Genomic DNA, 18,677 nt, shown 5'->3' on the forward strand with positions numbered 1-18,677 from the left:
ACGAATATCCATACATTTCTCTCGTACTCTTCTAGCCTGGTAACGAAACCAAGTCTCTAGGGCCGAGGGCAACGGTTGTACAGGTGTACAGGTTCATGCCGCCCTCCTTTGCCTGCTAGCGATCTGACTCATTTCAGAGCTTATCCAGCCCTGCAAAAAAGAAAAGTACCCTAGAAAGAAGAGCCAAGTCAGGTAGCGGTTTCACCCCACACGGCATAGGATGTGGTGTGAGCGCATGCTCCTATAGAAACAGCTCCTAGTCTTTGGGCTGTACAAGCTGAAAATTCAAGTCTTCTCAGGAAATCGCTCAAAAGGCGATGCTCGCAAAAATAGTCCTACACTCAACTAAAATCCTTCTACCTACTACACCCATGAAAAGGCTACACTATTTTGCTTTAGGATGGCTGATGGTCAGCAACCTTACGCTTCAGGCACAAAGCTGGATACTGGGAGGCAACACCCTGTCGGGCGACGGTCGCCTGGGTACCAACAATTTCCACCCGCTTGTTTTTGAGACCAATAATAGGGAGCGCGGGCGTTTAACCAAAGGAGGTTTATGGGGATTTGGCACCAATGCACCTACTGCCCGCGTGCACATTAAAAGTATCGCGGGCCAGGATGCCTTAAATGTACAAATCGATAGCGACGTTAGATTCAGGGTGCATGCAGGTGGTGGTGTGGCGATCGGTACCCCAACGATCATCCCTTCCGCCAACGGTCTCTTTGTTTCCGGGAGCACCGGCATTGGGTCCGTTCCTGGCGCGTATAAAATGAAAATAACGCATTCTACCTTTGGCTTGGACATCGAAAACGCCGCTACGTTGGATGACTGGGAGTTCTGGTCTAGCGCCGATGGATTGGCCTTGTATGCCAATGGCAGTTTTAGAGGCATTTTTAATCCTACCAACGGGGTCTACGCGTCGGCATCAGACCGGCGATTCAAAACGGAGATTCAGCCCATGCCTTCGGTGTTGGAGAAGGTGAATCAGCTCAAGCCGTCCACGTATCATTTCCACGAGAAAAATGCCGCTGCAAAGGCGAGCACTGCTTCGTATGGTTTCGTGGCCCAGGAAGTGATGGACGTTTTTCCGCACCTGGTTTTCCATCAGGTCGATGCCACGCGAGGCCTGGATGCTTATACCCTGGATTACAGTGGCTTTGGCGTGATTGCCATCAAAGCCATCCAGGAGCTGCAAGCGTACATCACGACCTTAGAAAACCGCATCGTGACGTTAGAAGCCGCCCTGGAGGGAACAGGCCGGTATCCGACGCCCACTCCGAAAGGAAACATCGGGATCTGGCTGGAGCCCAATTATCCCAATCCTTTTCGTCAAAGCACCTTCATTGGGTATCAAGCACCGGTTCAGGCGCAACACGTCGAGTTGTTGATTACCAACCTGCAAGGCAGGGAGCTACAACGCTTTGATCACCTTCCGGCCGGAGAAGGGCTCGTCGAACTCACCGCCGGCAGTCTGCCGAGTGGCATCTACTTTTATACCTTGAAAGTCGATGGCAAAGCGGTGGCGTCGCAAAAAATGATCTTGGAGCGTTAGCACGATCTTTAGCGCACGTTATGTTGTCTTAGCCCCTACTTTGTTGAGTGACCCTTTTCAAGGTGCTTGCATGAGTTTGGGTTTCCCCACTGAAACGAGGGAAGTCCAAGGATTCCGCTCCGTTCCGCTCGGCGTAAAAACGGCGAATCGAGCGTGCTGATTCAAGGGGGATTGCGCTTGACGAGAGACGTCGGTTCCTCGCTAGATCCATGGATTCTTCGCCAGCGCTGCAGGCGGGAGTTCCTGGGTAATCGCTTCACTTCCGGCACCAGTAACGCGACACAGAGCCCCTCGGGTGAGTACCGTCGGCAAGAGGAATTGTCACAAGCCGATCAGTTCCCTTCGCTCGCTGAGCAATAAGTCTACAACTGGGGGCTGAACCAGGGCCTTCAGTCTTTCCCGTACGGAGCGGGATCGGTTTCTCGCTTGCGCGTCCAGCCCTGTCCTAAACCGTCAGTTCCCGCCGAGGAACGAACGGCAAATGCTAATGCCGAAACGCTGCCGTCTGCGGTAGGAGGGTGATGAGTCAGCGGAACCAGACCGACCGGACGAAACGTGGTAGGGAACGCCAGGGTGCGTCCAGTTCCGCCTGGCGACCGGCCGCCCGAGCTGGCGTCGGGGAGTCAAGCCAGCCTTCTTGCGGAGGGGAACGAAGCCGCTAGAACAGGGCCGTACCCGGCGGCGGGTCATTTCCAGCGAGGCAAGCCCGCGGCCCCTTGCTTCAGAGACAGGGCCGGCTCCTTTCTCCCTGCTTCATTATGGGTCGGAGCCGGCGGAACTGTACCGCAACGGAGGGAGGACCAACCTTTTGCCGCTGGCCCTGCCTTCGGGGTTCAGGGTACACTTCGCTGAAGCCTGCAGGCAAGACGATATGCCTCATGAGGAACGCGCGCGTCGAGGGTTTGCGCCGCCCCCCGGCCTACAGCGGTCCAGACCGGTGGCGTCTCCCCTGCTACGCATAAACCCGTGCTGTTAAGTTTGGTTGCGGAACTGCGGTTTTTTCACCGTTCCGCAGTAAAGCCTGCTGTCGCGCCGCTGCGGAAGGGTTGCGCCAGGTACCAGACCGGAGTTAAACCGGGCGGTCCGACTCAGGCCCACCTCCTGCTAGAAGGAGTACGTACAGGAGAGGAGCCAACTGCGGCGGAACTGAGCTTGCCGAACCGTTTCTAGGGGACACCGCACTCCATGGTTCGTGAGCCTGTACCGCCGGTCGGGGTGTCGTGTGCCCCCTGCAGGAATGATGACCGGCCATAACCCTGTTAGTAAGGGGGGAAAGGGCCTGCGAAAAAGCGAGATGCAGCGGTAGAGTTTGTTCGTTCTGGTCCGCTTCCCGTTACCAAAGTGCCTCAAGCAAAGCGTGGGGGAACTGTCGCAAACGGACCGTTCCTAGGGGGCACCTCTGATACAACCCTAAGCAGATAACCTATATCCTGTAGAGACACACCGTATGGTTCGGGGTGTACAGGTCTACGCCACGATAGGAGGGAACGGTCATCCTCATGGCCTGATCGGAACGTAAGCGCGGTCTTCTGACGGGAGGAACTGCTACTTGGAGGTTGACGTCGCCAGGTTCAGGAGTCTTCCTACCGCAACTATTTTCGGCTGCGGCCTAACGTGAGGTAGCCACCTCGCCTACGGGAAAGCCACGGGTCTAAGTCCTACACGAATGCCGGGAGGCCTTCGGTCCTAGAGGCCTTGCGAAGAAGGTCGAGTTGCCCAGGCCTCTAGGTCGATCAACCCGGCGAAATAAAATACTGGAAAACCATCGGATTTACGCTTAGTCGGTGGCGGAACTGCGCAAAAGCAGGGGTTCCGTGTGGACTCCCTACGAGTCGTACTCGGCTCGTAGGGAGTCCGCACAGAAATGCACCGCCGTGTTGCTGAATGGGCAGGAGCCGTCCAGCGCAGGAACCGTGCTCAACACCTACGCGGACCGATGCCGCCACGGCAGAAACGCGGAAGGAGGGGGCAGGTCCTCCCCCGGAACAGTGTCCCTTTGTTCCGTTCCGTTCGGCGCCTGGGCGGTGGCAAGGGAAGCAACGCAGCAAGGGGGCGAGATTAACGTGTTACATCCGTTCCACGTGTCAGTCGGGTGCTTTCCTTCCTTTAACGTCGGTTGGCTATAAGCAGGAACTCGTCGGTGGCCCAGTAGCGGTAGCTAGGAGTACGGATTTGGAGGTCGAGGGAACTGCTCGTCAGGGACTGTTCCCTTGACGCCTCCGCCGCGTAAGCTGAAAACACCCTAGTTCACAAGGCAGGCCAGAACACGCGTAGTACAGGGCTTAGCACGGCTGACAGAGGCGTGCGTGCTACCGGGTGGCCCCCTGCACTCGGCAAAGCAGCGTGTGAGCGGGCTATGGCCAGAGAGAGCTCTAGGTTACCGCCCATGACCTTTCTCCCCAGGCGTCCGGGATTCCAGGCGGGGGAGAGGCGGAACGGCGCAGAGGCCGACCCTTCCAGTACAGGGCTTGGCACGGAACTGAGCGAAATAGGACCATGCTGGCACGGGAACGGTCCCCGTCGGGTTGGTTCTGCGTCACCCTCCGCTGTGGCGAGCGAAAGAGAACTGCAAGATCGACGCAACCTAGGGAGTGTGTCTCTAAGGAACATGATGTGGGAACAATGCACGGCAACCCCCGTTCTGTCCACAGATCCTCTATTCCGAGGAATCCTGCAAGGGCGGTCCGGATCAGTGCCTGACAGCAACGCGTCAGTTCCCCGGTAGAGGGGGGGCAGCACAGGCGCCTGGGAAGAACAGGGAGGGCCCTGTCGCGCTCTGTCAGGGCTGAGCGGGTGGAACTGTAGCTTTTCGAGCAGTTCCGGCACGAGCCGTTTTATCGACAGAAGTTTATTCCATAAGGGCCTTTCGGTAAAGCACCGTCATGTTCGAGCATCTATCCCATCATGAGGCTAGAGCACCCTGCCCTTATCTACTCCCTGTTGGCAGGTTACACCCCGTTGAGACAAGGCTTCTAGCGCGCCCGTTTTGCACAGCCCTCTCCCCTCCGGACGCACAAAAGCCCGGCGTTTCGACCGGGCTTTCTTAACCTTTACACCACGACTCGGCAGACAAGCCCGCGGGCTACCTTGAGGCGCGTGCCGGTTGGCGGTTACAGTTTGAGGAGTCGTTTCTGCACGCTCCCCGACGCCGTCTTCAGATGCAGGACATACTGGCCGACCGGCAGCGAGGAGGAGGAGAAGGTCGTGCGGGTGGGCGTAGCGGGAACCAGGGTGGTGAGCACTTCGCCCTGCAGGGTAATCACCTCAATGGCTGTGACCCCTAACGAAGCGTCCCATTCCAGGACCACTTCATCGGTGAGCGCAGGGTTCGGATATAGACTCACTTTCCCCTCGGCATCCGTACGTAGCGTCTCGCGACGCGCAAGCGTCTCATAGGCGGCGTGCATCGTGGCTGCGTGTAAACTGTCCGCCGCGTCAGTGGCGTGGCGGGCGGCGTATCCGCTTGTACAGTTGCAACAACTGATCAGCGTGCGGCCGATGCTGGCCCCCGTCCCGCAGCGGTTAAAGGACTGCACGTTAATCGACCCGCCGTTAAACGTAGAGGCCGTCGTAATGCCGGCACTTCCGTTATAACCGGTGGCCGAGGAAAAGTTGCCCATAAAGGACCAGTTGTCCCACCAGGTGCCGGGAGGGCCACTGACCAGGATGAAGTAGGAACTGCCCGGACAGAGGTAATACCAGTTGCTGCCCGCATCGCCACGGTACATGTTCAACTGCGCCGAGGCGGGCGTGCCCAATTGCACGGTGCGGGTCGTCCAGGCCGTGGGGTAGGTGCCTGAGGTGGTTTTGGCTTTCACCGACAGCGTGGCCGCCCCCTGCCCGGTGCTAGGAGCGCGGACATTGACCGTCGAAGTGTTGAGGCCGGTCTTTTCAAAGGGGTTACTCGTCGTGCGGGATTGCCACACGCCGGGGGAGGTTTCAATCTCCCACCCCGAGGGTACGGCCCATAAAAACCGGGTCTGGGCACAGGCAGAAACGGTGACGGAAAGGACCCGATCACTGGTGCAAAACACGTAGACCGGGGCCGTAAAGAAGGGCGTGGCCGAGCCTAGTGCTACGCTTCGGGTTGACCATCCGGTCAGCGCGGCACATCCCTCGTAGAGATAGCAAGCACAGCCGGAATTGTAGACCAGATTGGCATACTTGCCCCGGGCTTTGACCTCCCCGCTGGTGAAGCCGGTAGACCAGTTCACCGTGATGGTGCCGTCGGGATTCACCGTATAACTTTTGGCGTTCCCGTTTTCTTTCACCTGCCACTCAACATAGCTGCAGTCGGGATTGTCATCATCATAAGCGTAGGTGGAAGGCGTGCCCGGACACGTGGTCGCCGGGCCGTTGATGCCCCGGGCTGCCAGAAGGGATCCTGCCAAAAGAAAGCAGATCAAGAAGAAGAAGGATACAAGATGTTTCATAAAGCGCAATCAAGAAGCGTGAGAAACTAGAAGAAAGGGATACGGCTCGTTGTGCAGGCGGCTCTAGCCCCGCCTGAGTCACCAGAAGGTCCGACTGGGACCACGGTGCCGCAGAAACGAGGAAAAAAGCAGCCAAAAAGAGCGTCCTCCGGTTTGCCATGGCATACCGGGCCGTTGCAGACCCCAAAAGGAGCTCCTTGAACGCGCGGGTGCACGTTGTCTTCGGAGCCGACTCCCTGGGGTAAGGGACAGTATACAGCGCCTGGGATGACACTCCCTAGCAAAGCAAGCATGCTAAGAGGATATCGCTTCTTAGCCTTGACCGCTTCTGGGCTAGAAAGTGCGCGGGGCGCGTCATCAGAAGCAAAGTGTCTGAGCAAAGAGGCTTGCTCAGACGAGAGAAGAGATTACGAAAGGGGTGGTGTATCCATAAGGAGTAGGTTTGGTTCCACCAAGAACCTGGTATTTAGGACAAAAAGCAAACAGATGGGCCGGTGAAAAATCCCTGCGCCCCGGGCGTAGAACTACGCTGACCCAGGATCCGACGAAACGGAGGCAGGCGTTCGGGGTAACGTTACCCACGAGAAAAGAAGCTAGTCGCAAAGAGGGTCAGCCTAAGAGGGCACGTCGCTGCCGTACAGGGCTTGGAAACGGCCTTCCGCTTTTGTTTCTTCGCAGGATGCGTAAGACTTCTAGCCTGATCATCGGGGGGTGCCTGCTGCTGGCAGGGGCGTGCGCCTCCCCCCAGGAGCGGGCGACCACGCAGTTGGCCGACAGCCTCTATCGGGCCTTTTGCCGGTCGGCCGGCGACACGAGCGTCTACGAGCCCCTGAGCACGGCGGTGGTCGACACGCTCACCGTCGGCGAAAATGCCCGGCGGCAGCTGGCGCAGCTGCCCGCCGGGCTGGGGCACCGCCGCCAGCACTACGTTGGCCAGCAACGCGACCCCCGGGTGTTGCTGGTGCACTACCAGCACGTGGCCCGCCACCGGCTGGCCTCCGGGGAAACGGTCAAGAGCACCTTTTATGTGGACATCGATACGCTGGGGCGGGTGGTGTACATGACCCTAGACCCGTCCCGGGTCGTAGAAAGCCTGCCCTAAGGGGTCGGCGGCGGGGGCGTTTCCGGCCCAGGGTCATTAATCAGGGTGAGGTAGCGGCCGGTCAGCCCGCGGTGCCAGCGCTGCAGGTCATGCACATAGGGCAAGGCCCCTTGCACCCGCACCGCTCCGGCGTCCCCTTCCGGCACGAGGCAGTAGCCCTGTGGAGTGCGGCGAAGTACCCAGGCGATGCCGCTCCGCCAGTTGCGGAGGCGTTCGCCTTCCTGCAGGCCGAGCCGGTGCAGCCAGGCGGTGGTGAGGGGAATGCCTTCCAGCAGGAAGCGGCTGAGGGTGTAGCGCCGCCCGGTCCCGTCACGGGCCAGGAGGCGATCGCCCTGCACGTCGATAATTTCACACAGGACGCCGGCGTGGTAGACGTGGGCATGGCGGAGGTGGAGGCAGTGGCGGGGAGGCATCATCAGGTCGGGAGGAGGTAGCGCGACGCCCTAAAATAAGGGAGTCCTGGCTAGGAGGCAACTCGCTCCGGAGGCAGAAGTTGCGGAAGTGAGGGTAAAAAATGACCGGACGTCCGCACGCGGGCGGCTTGCTGGAGCGAGCCCGTGCCTGCGGCTTGAAGCAAGCGGGAAATCTGCCGCCCTTCGGCATTTCTGGAGGTGGGACGCGGAAGCCGCCCAGCGGAAATCGCTCGGACTGGAGGATCTCCGCCCGAGCAGTACTTCTTCCGGGTTGTGAAAAGGCTCTGCACGCTAGGGTTTGACTCAAGTTGGCAAAAACCTTCTAGATTTGGGTATTCTCCGCTTCCAGTTCCTTCAGACGTTTTGTTTGGGATGCTTCTATGTCCGCCGTCCTTCGCTGACTCCGGCCACTTGGTTCTTCTCTGTAGCCTTGGTGAAGTTTAGCGCTTGGTTGCTTGGATTTCCAAGTGAAAGATTTTTAGATTTGGTACCTGACGTACACTAACAGCGCCGTACGTCAAAAGAGAGACTTGCTTCTGAGCCTCCGGATGACTAGGATAAGCGATAAGAAAAAGCTGAAAACGGGACTGTCCGTCTCTATACACTTTTCCACGTATCGGATATACTAACTAGGGCTATTGAGCCCCTTCTGTGTAAGCAATGTGACCTATGCTATTCCTGGAAATGAAGGCAGAAATCGAGCAGAACCGCAAGGCGCTGTTCAGCGAAGATCGGGATGCTTACCAGGCGGTGGGCCCCTTTGTCGTCTCGCCCGGAAATCGCCCTCTCATCTGGGGAGACCTCGATGTAGAAGACTTTGAGATTCGGCTTTACGCCGAAGAGGTGCGCTGGTATACCCTGCAGGGTCAGGCCTTAGCCGTGGCCTCGCCGGTCGATTTGGTAGGCTATTGCAATGACCTTTTTGTGTTGGTAACCCACACGGGGCTAGTTCATGACCTACGCGCTGACCAGCTCGATGAGCTTGGCCGCATTCAGTATCGATTGATCGAAGCCAAAATGTGGGCAGGGCAGTTGTACCTGGCCGCCAAACAAAGAATAGAAGCGGAGAAAGAGTCACCATCACGTTGGTGACCTTGCCAAGGGGGAGAAAAGATGAGCGATGAGGAAGTGATCGACCGGATTCTGTTCCGGTTCTACGAGGTGGATCCGGGGGCGTTGTATGTAGCTGATTTCTGTATAGACGATCTGCGGCTGGACTATCCACCTGCCAGGGATATGTAAACCGCTTGGTGCACGAATGCTTAGTCAGACCCCTGCGCTCAGCCCAGTTGATGATTTTAACCCAGAAGGGGAGGGTGGTGGTGAAGGAAGGCTACCGGATCTTCCAGCAAAAAGAAGAGACGTACGCGCAGGCAGTTGAAGGGGCATACTTTCACCTGCGCTACGAGTGGGTGGTGGTGCTGATCAACATCCTTCGCTTTTAGTGGCCCTCGGCGTGCATGCACTGGTGAGGTGAGACAACGCCCCGCAGGGCCAAGCGGGCGGTGAGACAAGCGGGCGGTGAGAACGGCCACCCAAGAAAACAAAATGTATTGTTGAACCACACTCAGGGTAGGTGAAGAAACCCATGTCCGACAGGGAGGAAGCAAAAACGGAAATAGAGCTGAACCGAAGGATCATCTTCAACACCCAGCAAGGCTGTTACACCATCGGGCCTTTTCGGGTCGCTCCTGAGAACCGGAAATCCGCTTGGGGAGATGCCAGCACCGAAGATTTTGAGATCCGGTTACGTGCTGATCGGGTGCGTTGGTTTACCTTAGACAACCGGGAGTTTGCCAGTTCGCGGCCGGCGCGGCAGGTACACTACTGCAACAGCCTTTCCAAGCTCCTGCTCCATACCGCCCAGAAGACGACCCTAACCGACTCCCAGCTCCAAGAACTCTGTCAGCTGCACACTAGGTTGCTCGAAACCAAAGTCTGGGCCGGGCGGCTGTATGTGTCTGCCCGCAAAGAAATCGGGGAGCAGTTCAACACGTATAAACGCAAATAAAGACGTCAAACCCATGGTTTTACTATGCACTACGGCCTGAGTACCCACCTGCTACTAGTACTACAGAAGTGTGGGAGTACCATCAGCGAACGGGCCGATCGGATTGGATTATCAAAAAAGCAAATCAGCAAAACCATGCGCCACGGCGACGGCAAGCGCTCCCGACTGGCGCTGATCGCGGCGGTGAGCCTCGCGCATTCGAAAAATAAAGCCCTTCGTGCAGCGAGGAATTACCCAGGCTAGCCTAGCGTAACTGCGGCATGAAACGCAAGAGCACCGTGCCTGCCTGAGGACACTTGTGCGGCTGTTGGAAGGGTTAAGGAGAGGAGGGAAATTTTGGCTTTTGTTTGTAACTTGTTAGAAGACAGGTTCTTATGGGTCCTGCTCGTTGGATACGTAGGTATTTCTACTATGGACCAGTCTGTGAACTTATAGCGGAATGCCCTACAACATGAGGACTGTGAAAAAATCACCAGATGAGTAGAGCCAAGCCATGTGCATCGGTCGGAAGGCATGGATCAGGCCCGATATGCCCGGCGTTAAAACCCTGGGAATTTTCGGATGTACTGTTAGGCTCGCTCGTGTTGCTGGCGTTTGACAAAGATTTCAGAAGCAAAAGTATACGCGATCCGGATGGCAATCGATTTCGATCCTCCGGTGCTACGACGGAAGAGTAGGTGTTTACGTTTAATGCGGTCAACTACATCAAACGCTCCTACATTCCGCTCTTCCCTAGTGGCCTACCAGGGAAGTCTGGATTACTACGGACGCGAACGGAGCCTAAGCCAGGAGATTATTGTAAGCGCAAAAGCAGTAGAAGGTGCTGAAGGGCAAGGAGTATCTTCAGTTTTCCCCCCTCAAAAAAAGAATCCCCCTCATCTTCAATGAAAAACTGCATGTAGGCATAGGAATCCTCTAGGTGGCGTGCGATTTCATCCTTTTCAAAGAGGTTACGAACAGTGGCGGTCTCGCCTTCATAGGCCCGTCGTAAGTCGATAATCGCTTGTTGAATGGCAAACGCATTTTGAGAGGAAAGCGCCATCTCTTCAATGCCTTCTATGTAATCCTCAATGTCAGAAATGATCTTGACTCGATCCATCACGTACGTCTATGAGATAAAGAGGGGACGCCCTCCCCCTACAAGATTACGAGAATTGTCCCTACATCTCACGGGGAAGTAACGGTATAAACACCGGGGCCATCTACCCCGCCCCGAATTCATCCACTGCGACCAGCAGGCGCCCCTGCGGGTACCCCCGAAATCGAAAATTCCCACCTCTGTCGACCACTGAACCCACTCTCCGATCCGCCCGCTGGGCACGTCTGACGCCGACGGGAATGCTCCTGACTCATCGGTACTTCACCGAAGTGCAGCGCGCCGTAAATCTGATGAAGTATGTCGGCGCAGCGGCGTAACATTTCCAAAAGCAGGACGTATACAAGGGGAAGAAAATGATATACCGCTCTCCTTTCTCCTTTATTTTTTCAGCTAAAGCCCTTTCTGCACGATGGGGCTTTTTTTATAACCTGAAGTAGTTGCCGTACGTAATCACGATGTTATCAGCATAATAAAAGGTTAAACAGGGTCTGGCGCATGGCTAGCCGCTAGACTCTGTTTTTTGAGTTTTAGCACAACTTTTCCGCTTCTGGGGCGTACCTTCTTTTAATCCACTCTTGTATCCATATTCCGTGTAAGGAACTAGGCCCAGCCCCAAGCTGGGCTTTTTGCTTACTAGCGGGCATGGCACTCCGCTGCATACCAGGGGCAGCCGTTGGCTCGCTGATAGATCTTTCTGCCTTCTTTGATGGCCTCTCCGCAGGTATCGAATCTACCTAGGGCTTTGCGGTGGGGAGGCAACCAACGCAAGAATTTACCGGCCATTAGAATTTCGCCCGTCAGGTAGTGTAGCGCTTGGGTGCTCCGAAACTGCCCGAATTACGAATCTCTTCTTATCTTAATTTCACTGATTCTGGCAAATGAGGTTTTGTAAAGTCGTGCAATAACGCGCCTATTTAACCTAAACCTAACTAACCGCGAGGTCACCAGAAACCTAGGCGGGTAAGGAAATCACGTGTGCTCCGGGGGGTAATGGATGCGCGAGTGTCTGCGTCAGGGAAGGCACGAGTTGTTGAAGGGTAAGGTAGGTATTATCAGGGGCGTTGAGTACCAGCACCGTGAGGGGGTAACGACTGAAATTCTGTTGGTAGGATAAGTTCTTGTCAAAGGTCATCAACACTTGGAATCCCTCGGCGAGGAGTAACTGCATGAGCTCGCCGTTTTTCTTCCCATTCCATCCCCGCTCACGGACGGTATACACTTCATGGTCAGGGAAGTCCTGCTTCAAACGTTTCGGTAGGTTTTCATCCGTTGCCACGGTGGCCAGCAAGACGCGCATACCACGGCATAACGTCCTTGGAAGAAACCAGTTTTTCGGCGAGTTCGAGTACTTCGATGGCTTGGTGCCGTGACACGGCCGCCGCGGCGCGGTCGGGAAGTCCTCGAGAAACGCTTCGAGTGGGATGCCTTGCTCCAGGTGAGCAAACAGCGTAGCCACCGGCACGCGGGTGCCCGCAAACACCGGGGCGGCCGGCGCTCCGGTGCCACTTAAGATATCAGGATCAATCTGGATAACGTGTGGATTCATGAGCACAGAAGATACACAAAGTTAACCAATCCTGCTACAGCCCCAACTCCTTAGCGGCGTTGTGAACGGTGACGTCCTGGATACGGGTGTAGCGATGGATCATCTCGGTGGAGCGGTGCTTGGTCTGGCGCAGGACGGCCAGATCATCCTGCCCGTTGCGCTTGGCGATGGTGGCAAAGGAGGCGCGTAGGCTGTGGGCGGAGTAGTCCTTCCCCAATCAGCGTTTGGTGATGCGGGCTACGCCCTTGTTGTACAACCGATTCCACGTCAAACGCTCGCCTTTCGGGGCCTTTCAGGAGCGAAGTAAAACGATTAGTTGAACCGGATGGTAACCGAAAGCCCTTCTTCGATAATGGTCAGCAGTTGTGCTGAGGTAGCGGCTTCTTGCGTACGCTCGCGCAGACGGGAGAGTTTCTGGCGCTCAGGTTCAGTAAGTCCTTTCTTAAGAAATTCGTCAAGGGCCCCCGTCATAAAATCTTTCACGCGGGCTAACTGGGTTTCTTTGTCTCCTAGCGAAGAGGAGGATTCTGCGTTACCCTGTTCGGCTTGACTCAAGCCCGACATAAACGTGAGGTGTGCTCCCTTTTCCTGTTGAGGGGTGCAACCATAGGCCCGACAAATAAAGGTTTGGTACGACTCAGGACCAGCAAATGCATGCATAGAGAGTAGGTAGAATGATGCTACCAACGACATACGTAAAACCCAGAAGAACAGCGATGGAATCGCCAAAAAACAAAACGGGGTGGCGTGCCCCACCCCCCTCCGGTATGCTAAACTTTAACGGAATCGCAAGTTGGACAGAAGAAAGCGCTCTGCCAAGGGCTTTACCCAACAGAAAAAGGGGCACCCTCATCCAAAGAGTGCCCCTTTTATGTTTCTGTCATACCCCTAGCGGGATGACACCAAGATACCTCTATTTTCTTAACAAGCCAAAAAGAAAGGGGCGTGCCACCGGCTCAGGTGCACGCCCCTTTAGAGAACGCAGGCGATTCCTCCCAAAATCGCCTGTGTAGACATACAATTACTACGCGTCAGCAAGTTGCTAGGGAATTCCACGCTCTGCAACGCACTAATGGTCAGTTTCTTACCTACCTACTTTCTGGAGTTAGGACACAAAAAAACCAGCGTGTGCAGACGCTGGTTTAGAAGTTCGCCTTTTCTTCGGATGGCACATGAGGGGAGGAGACATCGCTATCCGAGAGCTGGCGGCAGAGGCTCCAAAGATGGCAAACTTTTTTCGGATTGTTACACACAAAAAGCCAGTGCTTACGCAAACACTGGCCAATGATAGACTTCTTTACTCATCTCGGAACAGGGGAAACACAGCACCCTATTCTATTCGGCAATAGTATAATTATTTCGCTAAAAATCCTACTCCCGCCTCTAGCGCCGCAGTAAGGCATCCTCTCCTCTTTCCTATGCCTGTATCACCTACCACTCGTCTACAACGTACTCACGCGTATTGGTTGGAATCCGGTCCCACCGAGGTTGCGCAAGAGTGCATGATTTCAAGCAAAAGTTTTACGCAAACGAGCCAATCCCACCGGGCCTCCCCCGCGCGTTGGTGGAGCAACAAACCGTCGCCTGTCTCGAATCAAACACCAGAAGACCTGTCCGGCAAACAGGAAAGAACAAGCTCATCATGGATCAAACGCTTCAGCTTCTTCCTGGTATCCAAAAGCCTCCACACCCCGCCTGCCGCTCCACCAGCTGCCCGCGCTTCGACGGCTCACCCAGTTTTGTTCCTGATCAAGGACATCAGAGGCCACGCCGCAAAATCAGAGGGAACCGGCCCCGCCTTTGGGGTGACTTGGCATCCTTTGGTTCTGACGACTGACGATACGGTGGGCGTTTCTTGCGCAGTTCAACCACGTATGCAGCGACAGCGGTCAAGCCCTGCCGCACTTCCGTCCCTGCCCTATGTCCAGCGCGTCCTCGGCAATTCCTCTACGGTACGGGTGCAAGCCGCGCGACCGCGACCGCTTGCGGGCGCTAGGACCGCGGTACACGCGACAGGCCAGTAACCTGACCAAGCGAATTGCGTAAGAGTTAGAGAGAGTATAAAGAATCGCAGTTCATCCCTTCATTGTTTAGCAAAAGCCCCTTCCACGCGTGGAAGGGGCTTTTTTGTAACCTGGGGTTTTCCGCTTGCGTAAGTAGCCCATAGCATAACACAAAAGTTCACAGGGTCTGGTGCGCGGCTAGCTGCTAGGCCCTGTTTTTACCGTTCCTGACTCGCACCTTCTTTTTCCACTTGTACTTTTGTCTCTGTAAGGGACCAAGCCCAGCCACTACGCTGGGCTTTTTTGGCGATGGCCAAGTGAGAAAAACGACTGGAACGTGAACGGTCTGCAGGCCGGGCTAGCTGGCTATTCAGGGCCCATGCCCCTACTTCACGGGTGAGGAACGGGCGGTCGACCGCCTCGCTATGGTTTTGGATTGGTCTTGGCCTCCTGAGCGGGGGGGACCTGTAGTAGTTTGCGCAGGTGCTGCAAGGCGGTCCGCAGGCGGGACTTGACGGTGCCCAGGGGCAGGTTCAGCCGCTGTTGCACTTCCGCAGGAGTCAACCCCTCAAAATAGATTAGGTCAATCACGTCGCGGTAGTGGTCTTCCAACGGGACCAGGACCCGGGTCAGCCCCATCCCATCCCCATACGTTTCGGTCCGCAGGGGCAAGCCCTGCTGTGCCTCACCGGTGTGCTGGTGTGGGCGGGTCCGTCCTTGGGAGACACCGGAGCGCAGGGCATCGAGGGCAGTATGGCGGCACAGCGTCACTAACCAGGTAAAGAGCCGGCCCCGCGCCGGGTCGTAGTGTGCGCGTTGGGTCCAGACGTTGATCAAGCTCACGTGAAGCACCTCCTGGGCCATCGCTTCATCGCGCAGCATCCGCACCAGGATCCCGTACAACATGGGGGCATACTGATCATAAAGCAAGCCCATGGCACGGGGATCGTCGGCGGCCAATTGTTTAATGATTATCTGTTCCTGCGATGTCATAAAGCAAGCGGGCGCCTGGCAGGAACCGTTTGTTGGATAAAATTTGTACTAATATAACCCTAATTAGTAACCTCTAAAAACGGTGCCTCCGCAGGCGGGGGTGATCCTGACACGGTATCGGGCGAGCTTTGCGGCGGTCGCACCCGCTATGTGCAAGGTATATTCTGGGTACTTCTACAGGCCCTACCGTGTTGGCAGTCGGGAAGCCACCTACGGCCCCGCTGGCATCATGTCGCCCGTTCCTCTGGAAGCGACGACGCGGCACCTGCCTGCCGCAGTTGTGACGGCCTCAATTCCTAGGCCACACCGGCGACAGGTCCCGCCTGGGTTTTGTGTTTAAGGACCTTTCTGTAAATTCGTCTGTTCCCCACTCATTCTCTCATGCGCAAACTCCACAAGATTTTGCTTGTCGATGACGACGAGATCAACAACTACCTCAACACGACGATCCTAAAAGACCTGGACATTGCTGAGACCATCTCGGTGGCCCTGAACGGCAAGCAGGCCCTGGAGTACCTACTCGATCACTGCGATCAGCCAGCGCGGACCTGTCCGGAACTGGTGATTTTCGACCACCACATGCCCGTGATGGACGGTCTGGAGATGATTCGGACCTTGCATGAAAAAGGCTTTATGCAACGGGCAAACATGGTATTTCTGCTCTTAGGCATCCGTGCCAAACAGGAGGTCATAGAAGAGTTCCTGCGCTTAGGCGTGCAAGAGTTCACCGACAAGCCCTTGGAAGAACAAACGGTGCTAGAGGCTTACCATAAGTATTGGCGGGGCGATACGGCCCAAGAACACGTATAAGCCTCCTTGATTTCCGACCTGTGCTGTTTGCCTCGTTCGCTTTTTACACGCTAAAAAGCGAACGAGGCAAACAGCACTTTCCCCGGTGAATTCATGCGTTTCTACGTACACAAAGCATTCAATCCCACGAGCACCTCTCACCTGTGGCCAAGCTGTGTTTAATAAAACAAATAGTTATGATAAATGTATAACATGAACGAGGCGCTGCGATGCTTCAATGACCGACTTAGAAGCGTTTGCTCTGAGCCAGGGACAGTCCGGTGATGGGGGCGATTTTTTCGGGCGCATCGCCGGACTTCTTCATTTCCCGCGCGATTTCGATTTCTCGTTCGTGTTGGGCGGTTTGGAGGATACTATAGCGATCCCGGTACGTTTTTAAACGTTCCATCCCGCTCAGGGAAAGGTAAGGATCTGATCGACGGGCACCTGCAGGCCTTCCAGCGTGGCACTCACCACCGTCTGTCCCTGGCGGTAGACCTGCTGATCCTGGTAGGTGCCTTGCCGGGGATGGGCATACACCTCGATCTGGTTCTGCTTCAGGTTCACGATCCAAGTCTCGGGAACGCCGGCTTTCGCATACAAAGGAAGCTTCTGGCGACGGTCTTTGGTCAGGGTGTGATCCGAAACTTCAATGACCAGCAACGCATCTTCCGCAGAAGGGAGCCGGTGATCCTCCAGCTGATAGGAGAGTTGAAGCAAAGACAGATCCGGTTGCGGTAGGGCATGAGGCCCCAGAAGTAAAGGATTTTGCGCATCGACTAGAAAACGGTCCAGATAATGCTCACTAAAGAAGCGGATCAGGCGGCGGACACTGGTGGCATGACCAGGATTAATCGGAGACATAGGAAAGAGTTGGCCCTCGAGCAATTCGAGGCGCTCGTCGGCAGGAAACACGTTGGCTTCTACCATGCGGCGGAATTCCTCCACGGTAATGGGACGGGGTTTGGTCAGTACCTGGGCCATAGCTTAAAGATACACAATCTCACCACAATGGTCTAGACGTCCTTCCAGAGACGTTGGACCTGGACAGGGTGAAAGGCCTTGCCGCGAGGCGTGGTAAAGCCGTGGGCGTTGAGCTCGGCAGCGATGGCCGTCCAGGACAAGCCCTGGGCCCGCTGCTGGCGGATGTAGGCCGCCGCCCGCCGGTTGTGGGCGTTGCGCGCCGCCTTCCGCCGGATCACCGCCGTACCCTTTAAGGCCGCCGCCCCGGAGCGGTACGCCTCAGAACCCGTGCGCCACTCGCCGCGCTGTTGCCGGCGCACGTCTAGGGCTGCCTTCGTGCGGATGGCGATCAGCTCCCGCTCCCGATCGGCGATGGCCATGAACAGGGTGAGGGTAAACTTGTCCAAATTGGGAATGTCGCAGGACTCCAGTCGCTCGTCGAGCTGGCGGTAGAGGGCCAGCGCCTGCTCGGTGTTGCGGCTGAGGCGATCGATCTTGGCTACGGCCAACGTCGCCTTCTCCACTTGACAGAGGGCGAGGGCTTCCCGCAGGCGCGGACGGTTGTCAACGTCCTTGCCACTGGCCACCTCCACGAACTGGGCCAGGATTTCCTGGCCGGCATAGAAGTGGGAGAGGATCGCCTGCTGGGCTTCGAGGCCCAGGCCCGAATCGCCTTGTTTGCGGGTCGAGACGCGCAGGTAGAGTACGTACTTCATCCAGGCAAGTACGTAGTTTCCAGCTAATTTTACAAATGTAGGAGGTCCATCCAACGTTTGTAAAATCGGGTGGAATTAGAAAGATGCGGGACTCAAAAGTTAGCCAATAGCTTTGCTAAGGCAAGTGTGAAATTTTAAGGCACTTACCTCTCAATTAGCGATTGGTTTATTTATTGGAATGTATTCATTTTTGAGAGCTTACTTTTTCTGCATCAAGGCTTGCCAAATGTTTCACCATCTTTTTAATTAACTCAATCGGTAATGGTTGGTCATAAGGAAATTGGATGGTGCCTTTGCCTGAAGTTCGGTAAGGCTCAACGTCTTTTTGCCATTCTTCATCTGTAGGGGCTGGGTGCAAGGAAATATGCACTTTATGGGCCGCATAGTAAACGACAATTCGGTTCACCTTGAAGGCAGGTATGTTGTAACTAATCACTTCTTTTCCATGAGGAATGACGTCCCGAATTGCCTTGCGAACGACTTCTAATTTCTCCTGTACATTTTTAGCAAAGGAGGAATGGTATTCATCAATGGTGGCGTATTTCATAGCTAAGCTCATTTTTTGCGTCTGTTTTGTTCTCATGACCCCTAGTGAGGCACGGTCAGAAGTAGTTGCGTGGGGTAGCACCTCACTTGCAAATCCACACCCCATTGAAAACCCGAGGAGAATTTTCAGAAATAGGCAAGAACAAGGCATTGCTTATGGTCACTGTGACCCGGTCATCGTGACCCGGTTCTTATTTTATTCGTTTTTCGGTTGATAATACAGAAGTAGAGCACCTCCCGTAAAGGTTTTATGGTTGACAAGGTTGAACATCATCCTGTCGTTCAGGTTTTCAAACAAGGGCAACCCGCTTCCGGCAACCACGGGATAAAGGCAAAGCTGAAGTTCATCAATCAACTGAAGGTGTAGGAGCTGTAGGATCAAACTGCGACTACCCACCAGAATAGGGTTACCGGATTGCTGTTTGAGAGCCAACACTTCCTCGTGCAAGTCCTGTTGGGCCAGGGTTGCACTGGCCCAGTCTACCGTTTTCATCGTGCGGGAGAACACTC

Annotated in this window: 18 protein-coding genes; 6 read left to right on the forward strand and 12 right to left on the reverse strand. The window is 55.6% G+C overall.

Annotated features, from left to right (window positions below; translation table 11 throughout):
- The first annotated feature begins 407 nt into the window (after positions 1-407).
- Positions 408-1,553 (forward strand): tail fiber domain-containing protein, encoded by a 1,146-nt coding sequence (locus BLR44_RS27345; protein ID WP_176956240.1) that lies wholly within the window; start codon positions 408-410, stop codon positions 1,551-1,553.
- Positions 1,554-4,663: 3,110 nt separating this feature from the next.
- Here the strand turns inward: BLR44_RS27345 and BLR44_RS27350 are convergent.
- Entirely contained in the window at positions 4,664-5,944 is a 1,281-nt protein-coding gene (locus tag BLR44_RS27350; protein WP_176956241.1) for a T9SS type A sorting domain-containing protein, read from the reverse strand.
- A 721-nt stretch (positions 5,945-6,665) separates the two neighbouring features.
- Between BLR44_RS27350 and BLR44_RS27355 the strand changes: the two genes are divergently transcribed.
- Positions 6,666-7,088 carry a hypothetical protein gene (locus BLR44_RS27355; protein ID WP_089688502.1) on the forward strand — a complete coding sequence of 141 codons (423 nt, stop codon included), beginning with the start codon at positions 6,666-6,668 and terminating at the stop codon, positions 7,086-7,088.
- Here the strand turns inward: BLR44_RS27355 and BLR44_RS27360 are convergent.
- Complete coding sequence (locus BLR44_RS27360) at positions 7,085-7,501, reverse strand: hypothetical protein (protein WP_143017509.1); 417 nt, start codon at positions 7,499-7,501, stop codon at positions 7,085-7,087. The two genes, BLR44_RS27355 and BLR44_RS27360, sit on opposite strands and share 4 nt — an antisense overlap.
- 669 nt (positions 7,502-8,170) lie before the next feature.
- On the opposite strand from BLR44_RS27360, the gene BLR44_RS27365 reads away from it, so the two are divergent.
- The 3 genes from BLR44_RS27365 (at position 8,171) to BLR44_RS27370 (ending at position 9,512) form a co-directional block, all read left to right on the forward strand.
- Positions 8,171-8,593 carry a hypothetical protein gene (locus tag BLR44_RS27365; protein WP_089688506.1) on the forward strand — a complete coding sequence of 141 codons (423 nt, stop codon included), beginning with the start codon at positions 8,171-8,173 and terminating at the stop codon, positions 8,591-8,593.
- Between the two features lie 197 nt (positions 8,594-8,790).
- Positions 8,791-8,946 (forward strand): hypothetical protein, encoded by a 156-nt coding sequence (locus BLR44_RS29010; RefSeq protein WP_176956242.1) that lies wholly within the window; start codon positions 8,791-8,793, stop codon positions 8,944-8,946.
- A gap of 143 nt (positions 8,947-9,089) precedes the next feature.
- Positions 9,090-9,512, forward strand: a complete 423-nt coding sequence (locus BLR44_RS27370; protein ID WP_089688509.1) for a hypothetical protein — start codon at positions 9,090-9,092, stop codon at positions 9,510-9,512.
- Between the two features lie 793 nt (positions 9,513-10,305).
- On the opposite strand, the gene BLR44_RS27380 is transcribed toward BLR44_RS27370, so the two are convergent.
- The 5 genes from BLR44_RS27380 to BLR44_RS27410 form a co-directional block, all read right to left on the reverse strand.
- Positions 10,306-10,614 (reverse strand): hypothetical protein, encoded by a 309-nt coding sequence (locus BLR44_RS27380; protein WP_218127210.1) that lies wholly within the window; start codon positions 10,612-10,614, stop codon positions 10,306-10,308.
- Between the two features lie 949 nt (positions 10,615-11,563).
- Entirely contained in the window at positions 11,564-12,157 is a 594-nt protein-coding gene (locus BLR44_RS29235) for a DUF433 domain-containing protein (RefSeq protein ID WP_245706189.1), read from the reverse strand.
- 34 nt (positions 12,158-12,191) lie between these two features.
- On the reverse strand, positions 12,192-12,374 hold the full coding sequence (locus tag BLR44_RS27395; RefSeq protein ID WP_089688516.1) for a site-specific integrase: 183 nt from the start codon (positions 12,372-12,374) through the stop codon (positions 12,192-12,194).
- 95 nt (positions 12,375-12,469) lie between these two features.
- Positions 12,470-12,817: a hypothetical protein gene (locus BLR44_RS27400; RefSeq protein WP_143017510.1), complete on the reverse strand. Its 348-nt coding sequence runs from the start codon at positions 12,815-12,817 to the stop codon at positions 12,470-12,472.
- 1,766 nt (positions 12,818-14,583) lie between these two features.
- Positions 14,584-15,153: an RNA polymerase sigma factor gene (locus BLR44_RS27410; RefSeq protein ID WP_089688521.1), complete on the reverse strand. Its 570-nt coding sequence runs from the start codon at positions 15,151-15,153 to the stop codon at positions 14,584-14,586.
- Positions 15,154-15,534: 381 nt separating this feature from the next.
- Between BLR44_RS27410 and BLR44_RS27415 the strand changes: the two genes are divergently transcribed.
- Positions 15,535-15,963 carry a response regulator gene (locus tag BLR44_RS27415; protein WP_089688523.1) on the forward strand — a complete coding sequence of 143 codons (429 nt, stop codon included), beginning with the start codon at positions 15,535-15,537 and terminating at the stop codon, positions 15,961-15,963.
- A 226-nt stretch (positions 15,964-16,189) separates the two neighbouring features.
- Here BLR44_RS27415 and BLR44_RS29015 read toward each other — a convergent pair whose 3' ends face one another.
- From BLR44_RS29015 to BLR44_RS27435, 5 genes are all read right to left on the reverse strand, one after another.
- Positions 16,190-16,351: a hypothetical protein gene (locus BLR44_RS29015; protein WP_176956244.1), complete on the reverse strand. Its 162-nt coding sequence runs from the start codon at positions 16,349-16,351 to the stop codon at positions 16,190-16,192.
- A gap of 5 nt (positions 16,352-16,356) precedes the next feature.
- Positions 16,357-16,926 (reverse strand): Uma2 family endonuclease, encoded by a 570-nt coding sequence (locus BLR44_RS27420; RefSeq protein ID WP_089688525.1) that lies wholly within the window; start codon positions 16,924-16,926, stop codon positions 16,357-16,359.
- 32 nt (positions 16,927-16,958) lie between these two features.
- Positions 16,959-17,675, reverse strand: a complete 717-nt coding sequence (locus BLR44_RS27425; RefSeq protein ID WP_143017511.1) for a recombinase family protein — start codon at positions 17,673-17,675, stop codon at positions 16,959-16,961.
- A 130-nt stretch (positions 17,676-17,805) separates the two neighbouring features.
- A complete protein-coding gene (locus BLR44_RS27430) occupies positions 17,806-18,168 on the reverse strand; it encodes an iron chaperone (protein ID WP_176956245.1) in 363 nt (120 codons plus the stop codon).
- 195 nt (positions 18,169-18,363) lie between these two features.
- On the reverse strand, positions 18,364-18,677 hold a 314-nt coding region (locus tag BLR44_RS27435), incomplete at its 5' end, for a dihydrofolate reductase family protein (RefSeq protein WP_176956246.1).

Source organism: Catalinimonas alkaloidigena (assembly GCF_900100765.1).
GTDB classification, from domain to species: domain Bacteria; phylum Bacteroidota; class Bacteroidia; order Cytophagales; family Flexibacteraceae; genus Mooreia; species Mooreia alkaloidigena.

Bases quoted from the DNA above. Each gene is read 5' to 3' on its own strand.
- BLR44_RS29235 (WP_245706189.1), bottom strand. From the start codon at position 12,157: ATGAATCCACACGTTATCCAGATTGATCCTGATATCTTAAGTGGCACC.
- BLR44_RS27370 (WP_089688509.1), top strand. From the start codon at position 9,090: ATGTCCGACAGGGAGGAAGCAAAAACGGAAATAGAGCTGAACCGAAGG.
- BLR44_RS27400 (WP_143017510.1), bottom strand. From the start codon at position 12,817: ATGCATGCATTTGCTGGTCCTGAGTCGTACCAAACCTTTATTTGTCGG.
- BLR44_RS27355 (WP_089688502.1), top strand. From the start codon at position 6,666: ATGCGTAAGACTTCTAGCCTGATCATCGGGGGGTGCCTGCTGCTGGCA.
- BLR44_RS27415 (WP_089688523.1), top strand. From the start codon at position 15,535: ATGCGCAAACTCCACAAGATTTTGCTTGTCGATGACGACGAGATCAAC.
- BLR44_RS27430 (WP_176956245.1), bottom strand. From the start codon at position 18,168: ATGAAATACGCCACCATTGATGAATACCATTCCTCCTTTGCTAAAAAT.
- BLR44_RS27420 (WP_089688525.1), bottom strand. From the start codon at position 16,926: ATGGCCCAGGTACTGACCAAACCCCGTCCCATTACCGTGGAGGAATTC.
- BLR44_RS27365 (WP_089688506.1), top strand. From the start codon at position 8,171: ATGCTATTCCTGGAAATGAAGGCAGAAATCGAGCAGAACCGCAAGGCG.
- BLR44_RS27410 (WP_089688521.1), bottom strand. From the start codon at position 15,153: ATGACATCGCAGGAACAGATAATCATTAAACAATTGGCCGCCGACGAT.
- BLR44_RS29015 (WP_176956244.1), bottom strand. From the start codon at position 16,351: ATGGAACGTTTAAAAACGTACCGGGATCGCTATAGTATCCTCCAAACC.
- BLR44_RS27360 (WP_143017509.1), bottom strand. From the start codon at position 7,501: ATGCCTCCCCGCCACTGCCTCCACCTCCGCCATGCCCACGTCTACCAC.
- BLR44_RS27345 (WP_176956240.1), top strand. From the start codon at position 408: ATGGTCAGCAACCTTACGCTTCAGGCACAAAGCTGGATACTGGGAGGC.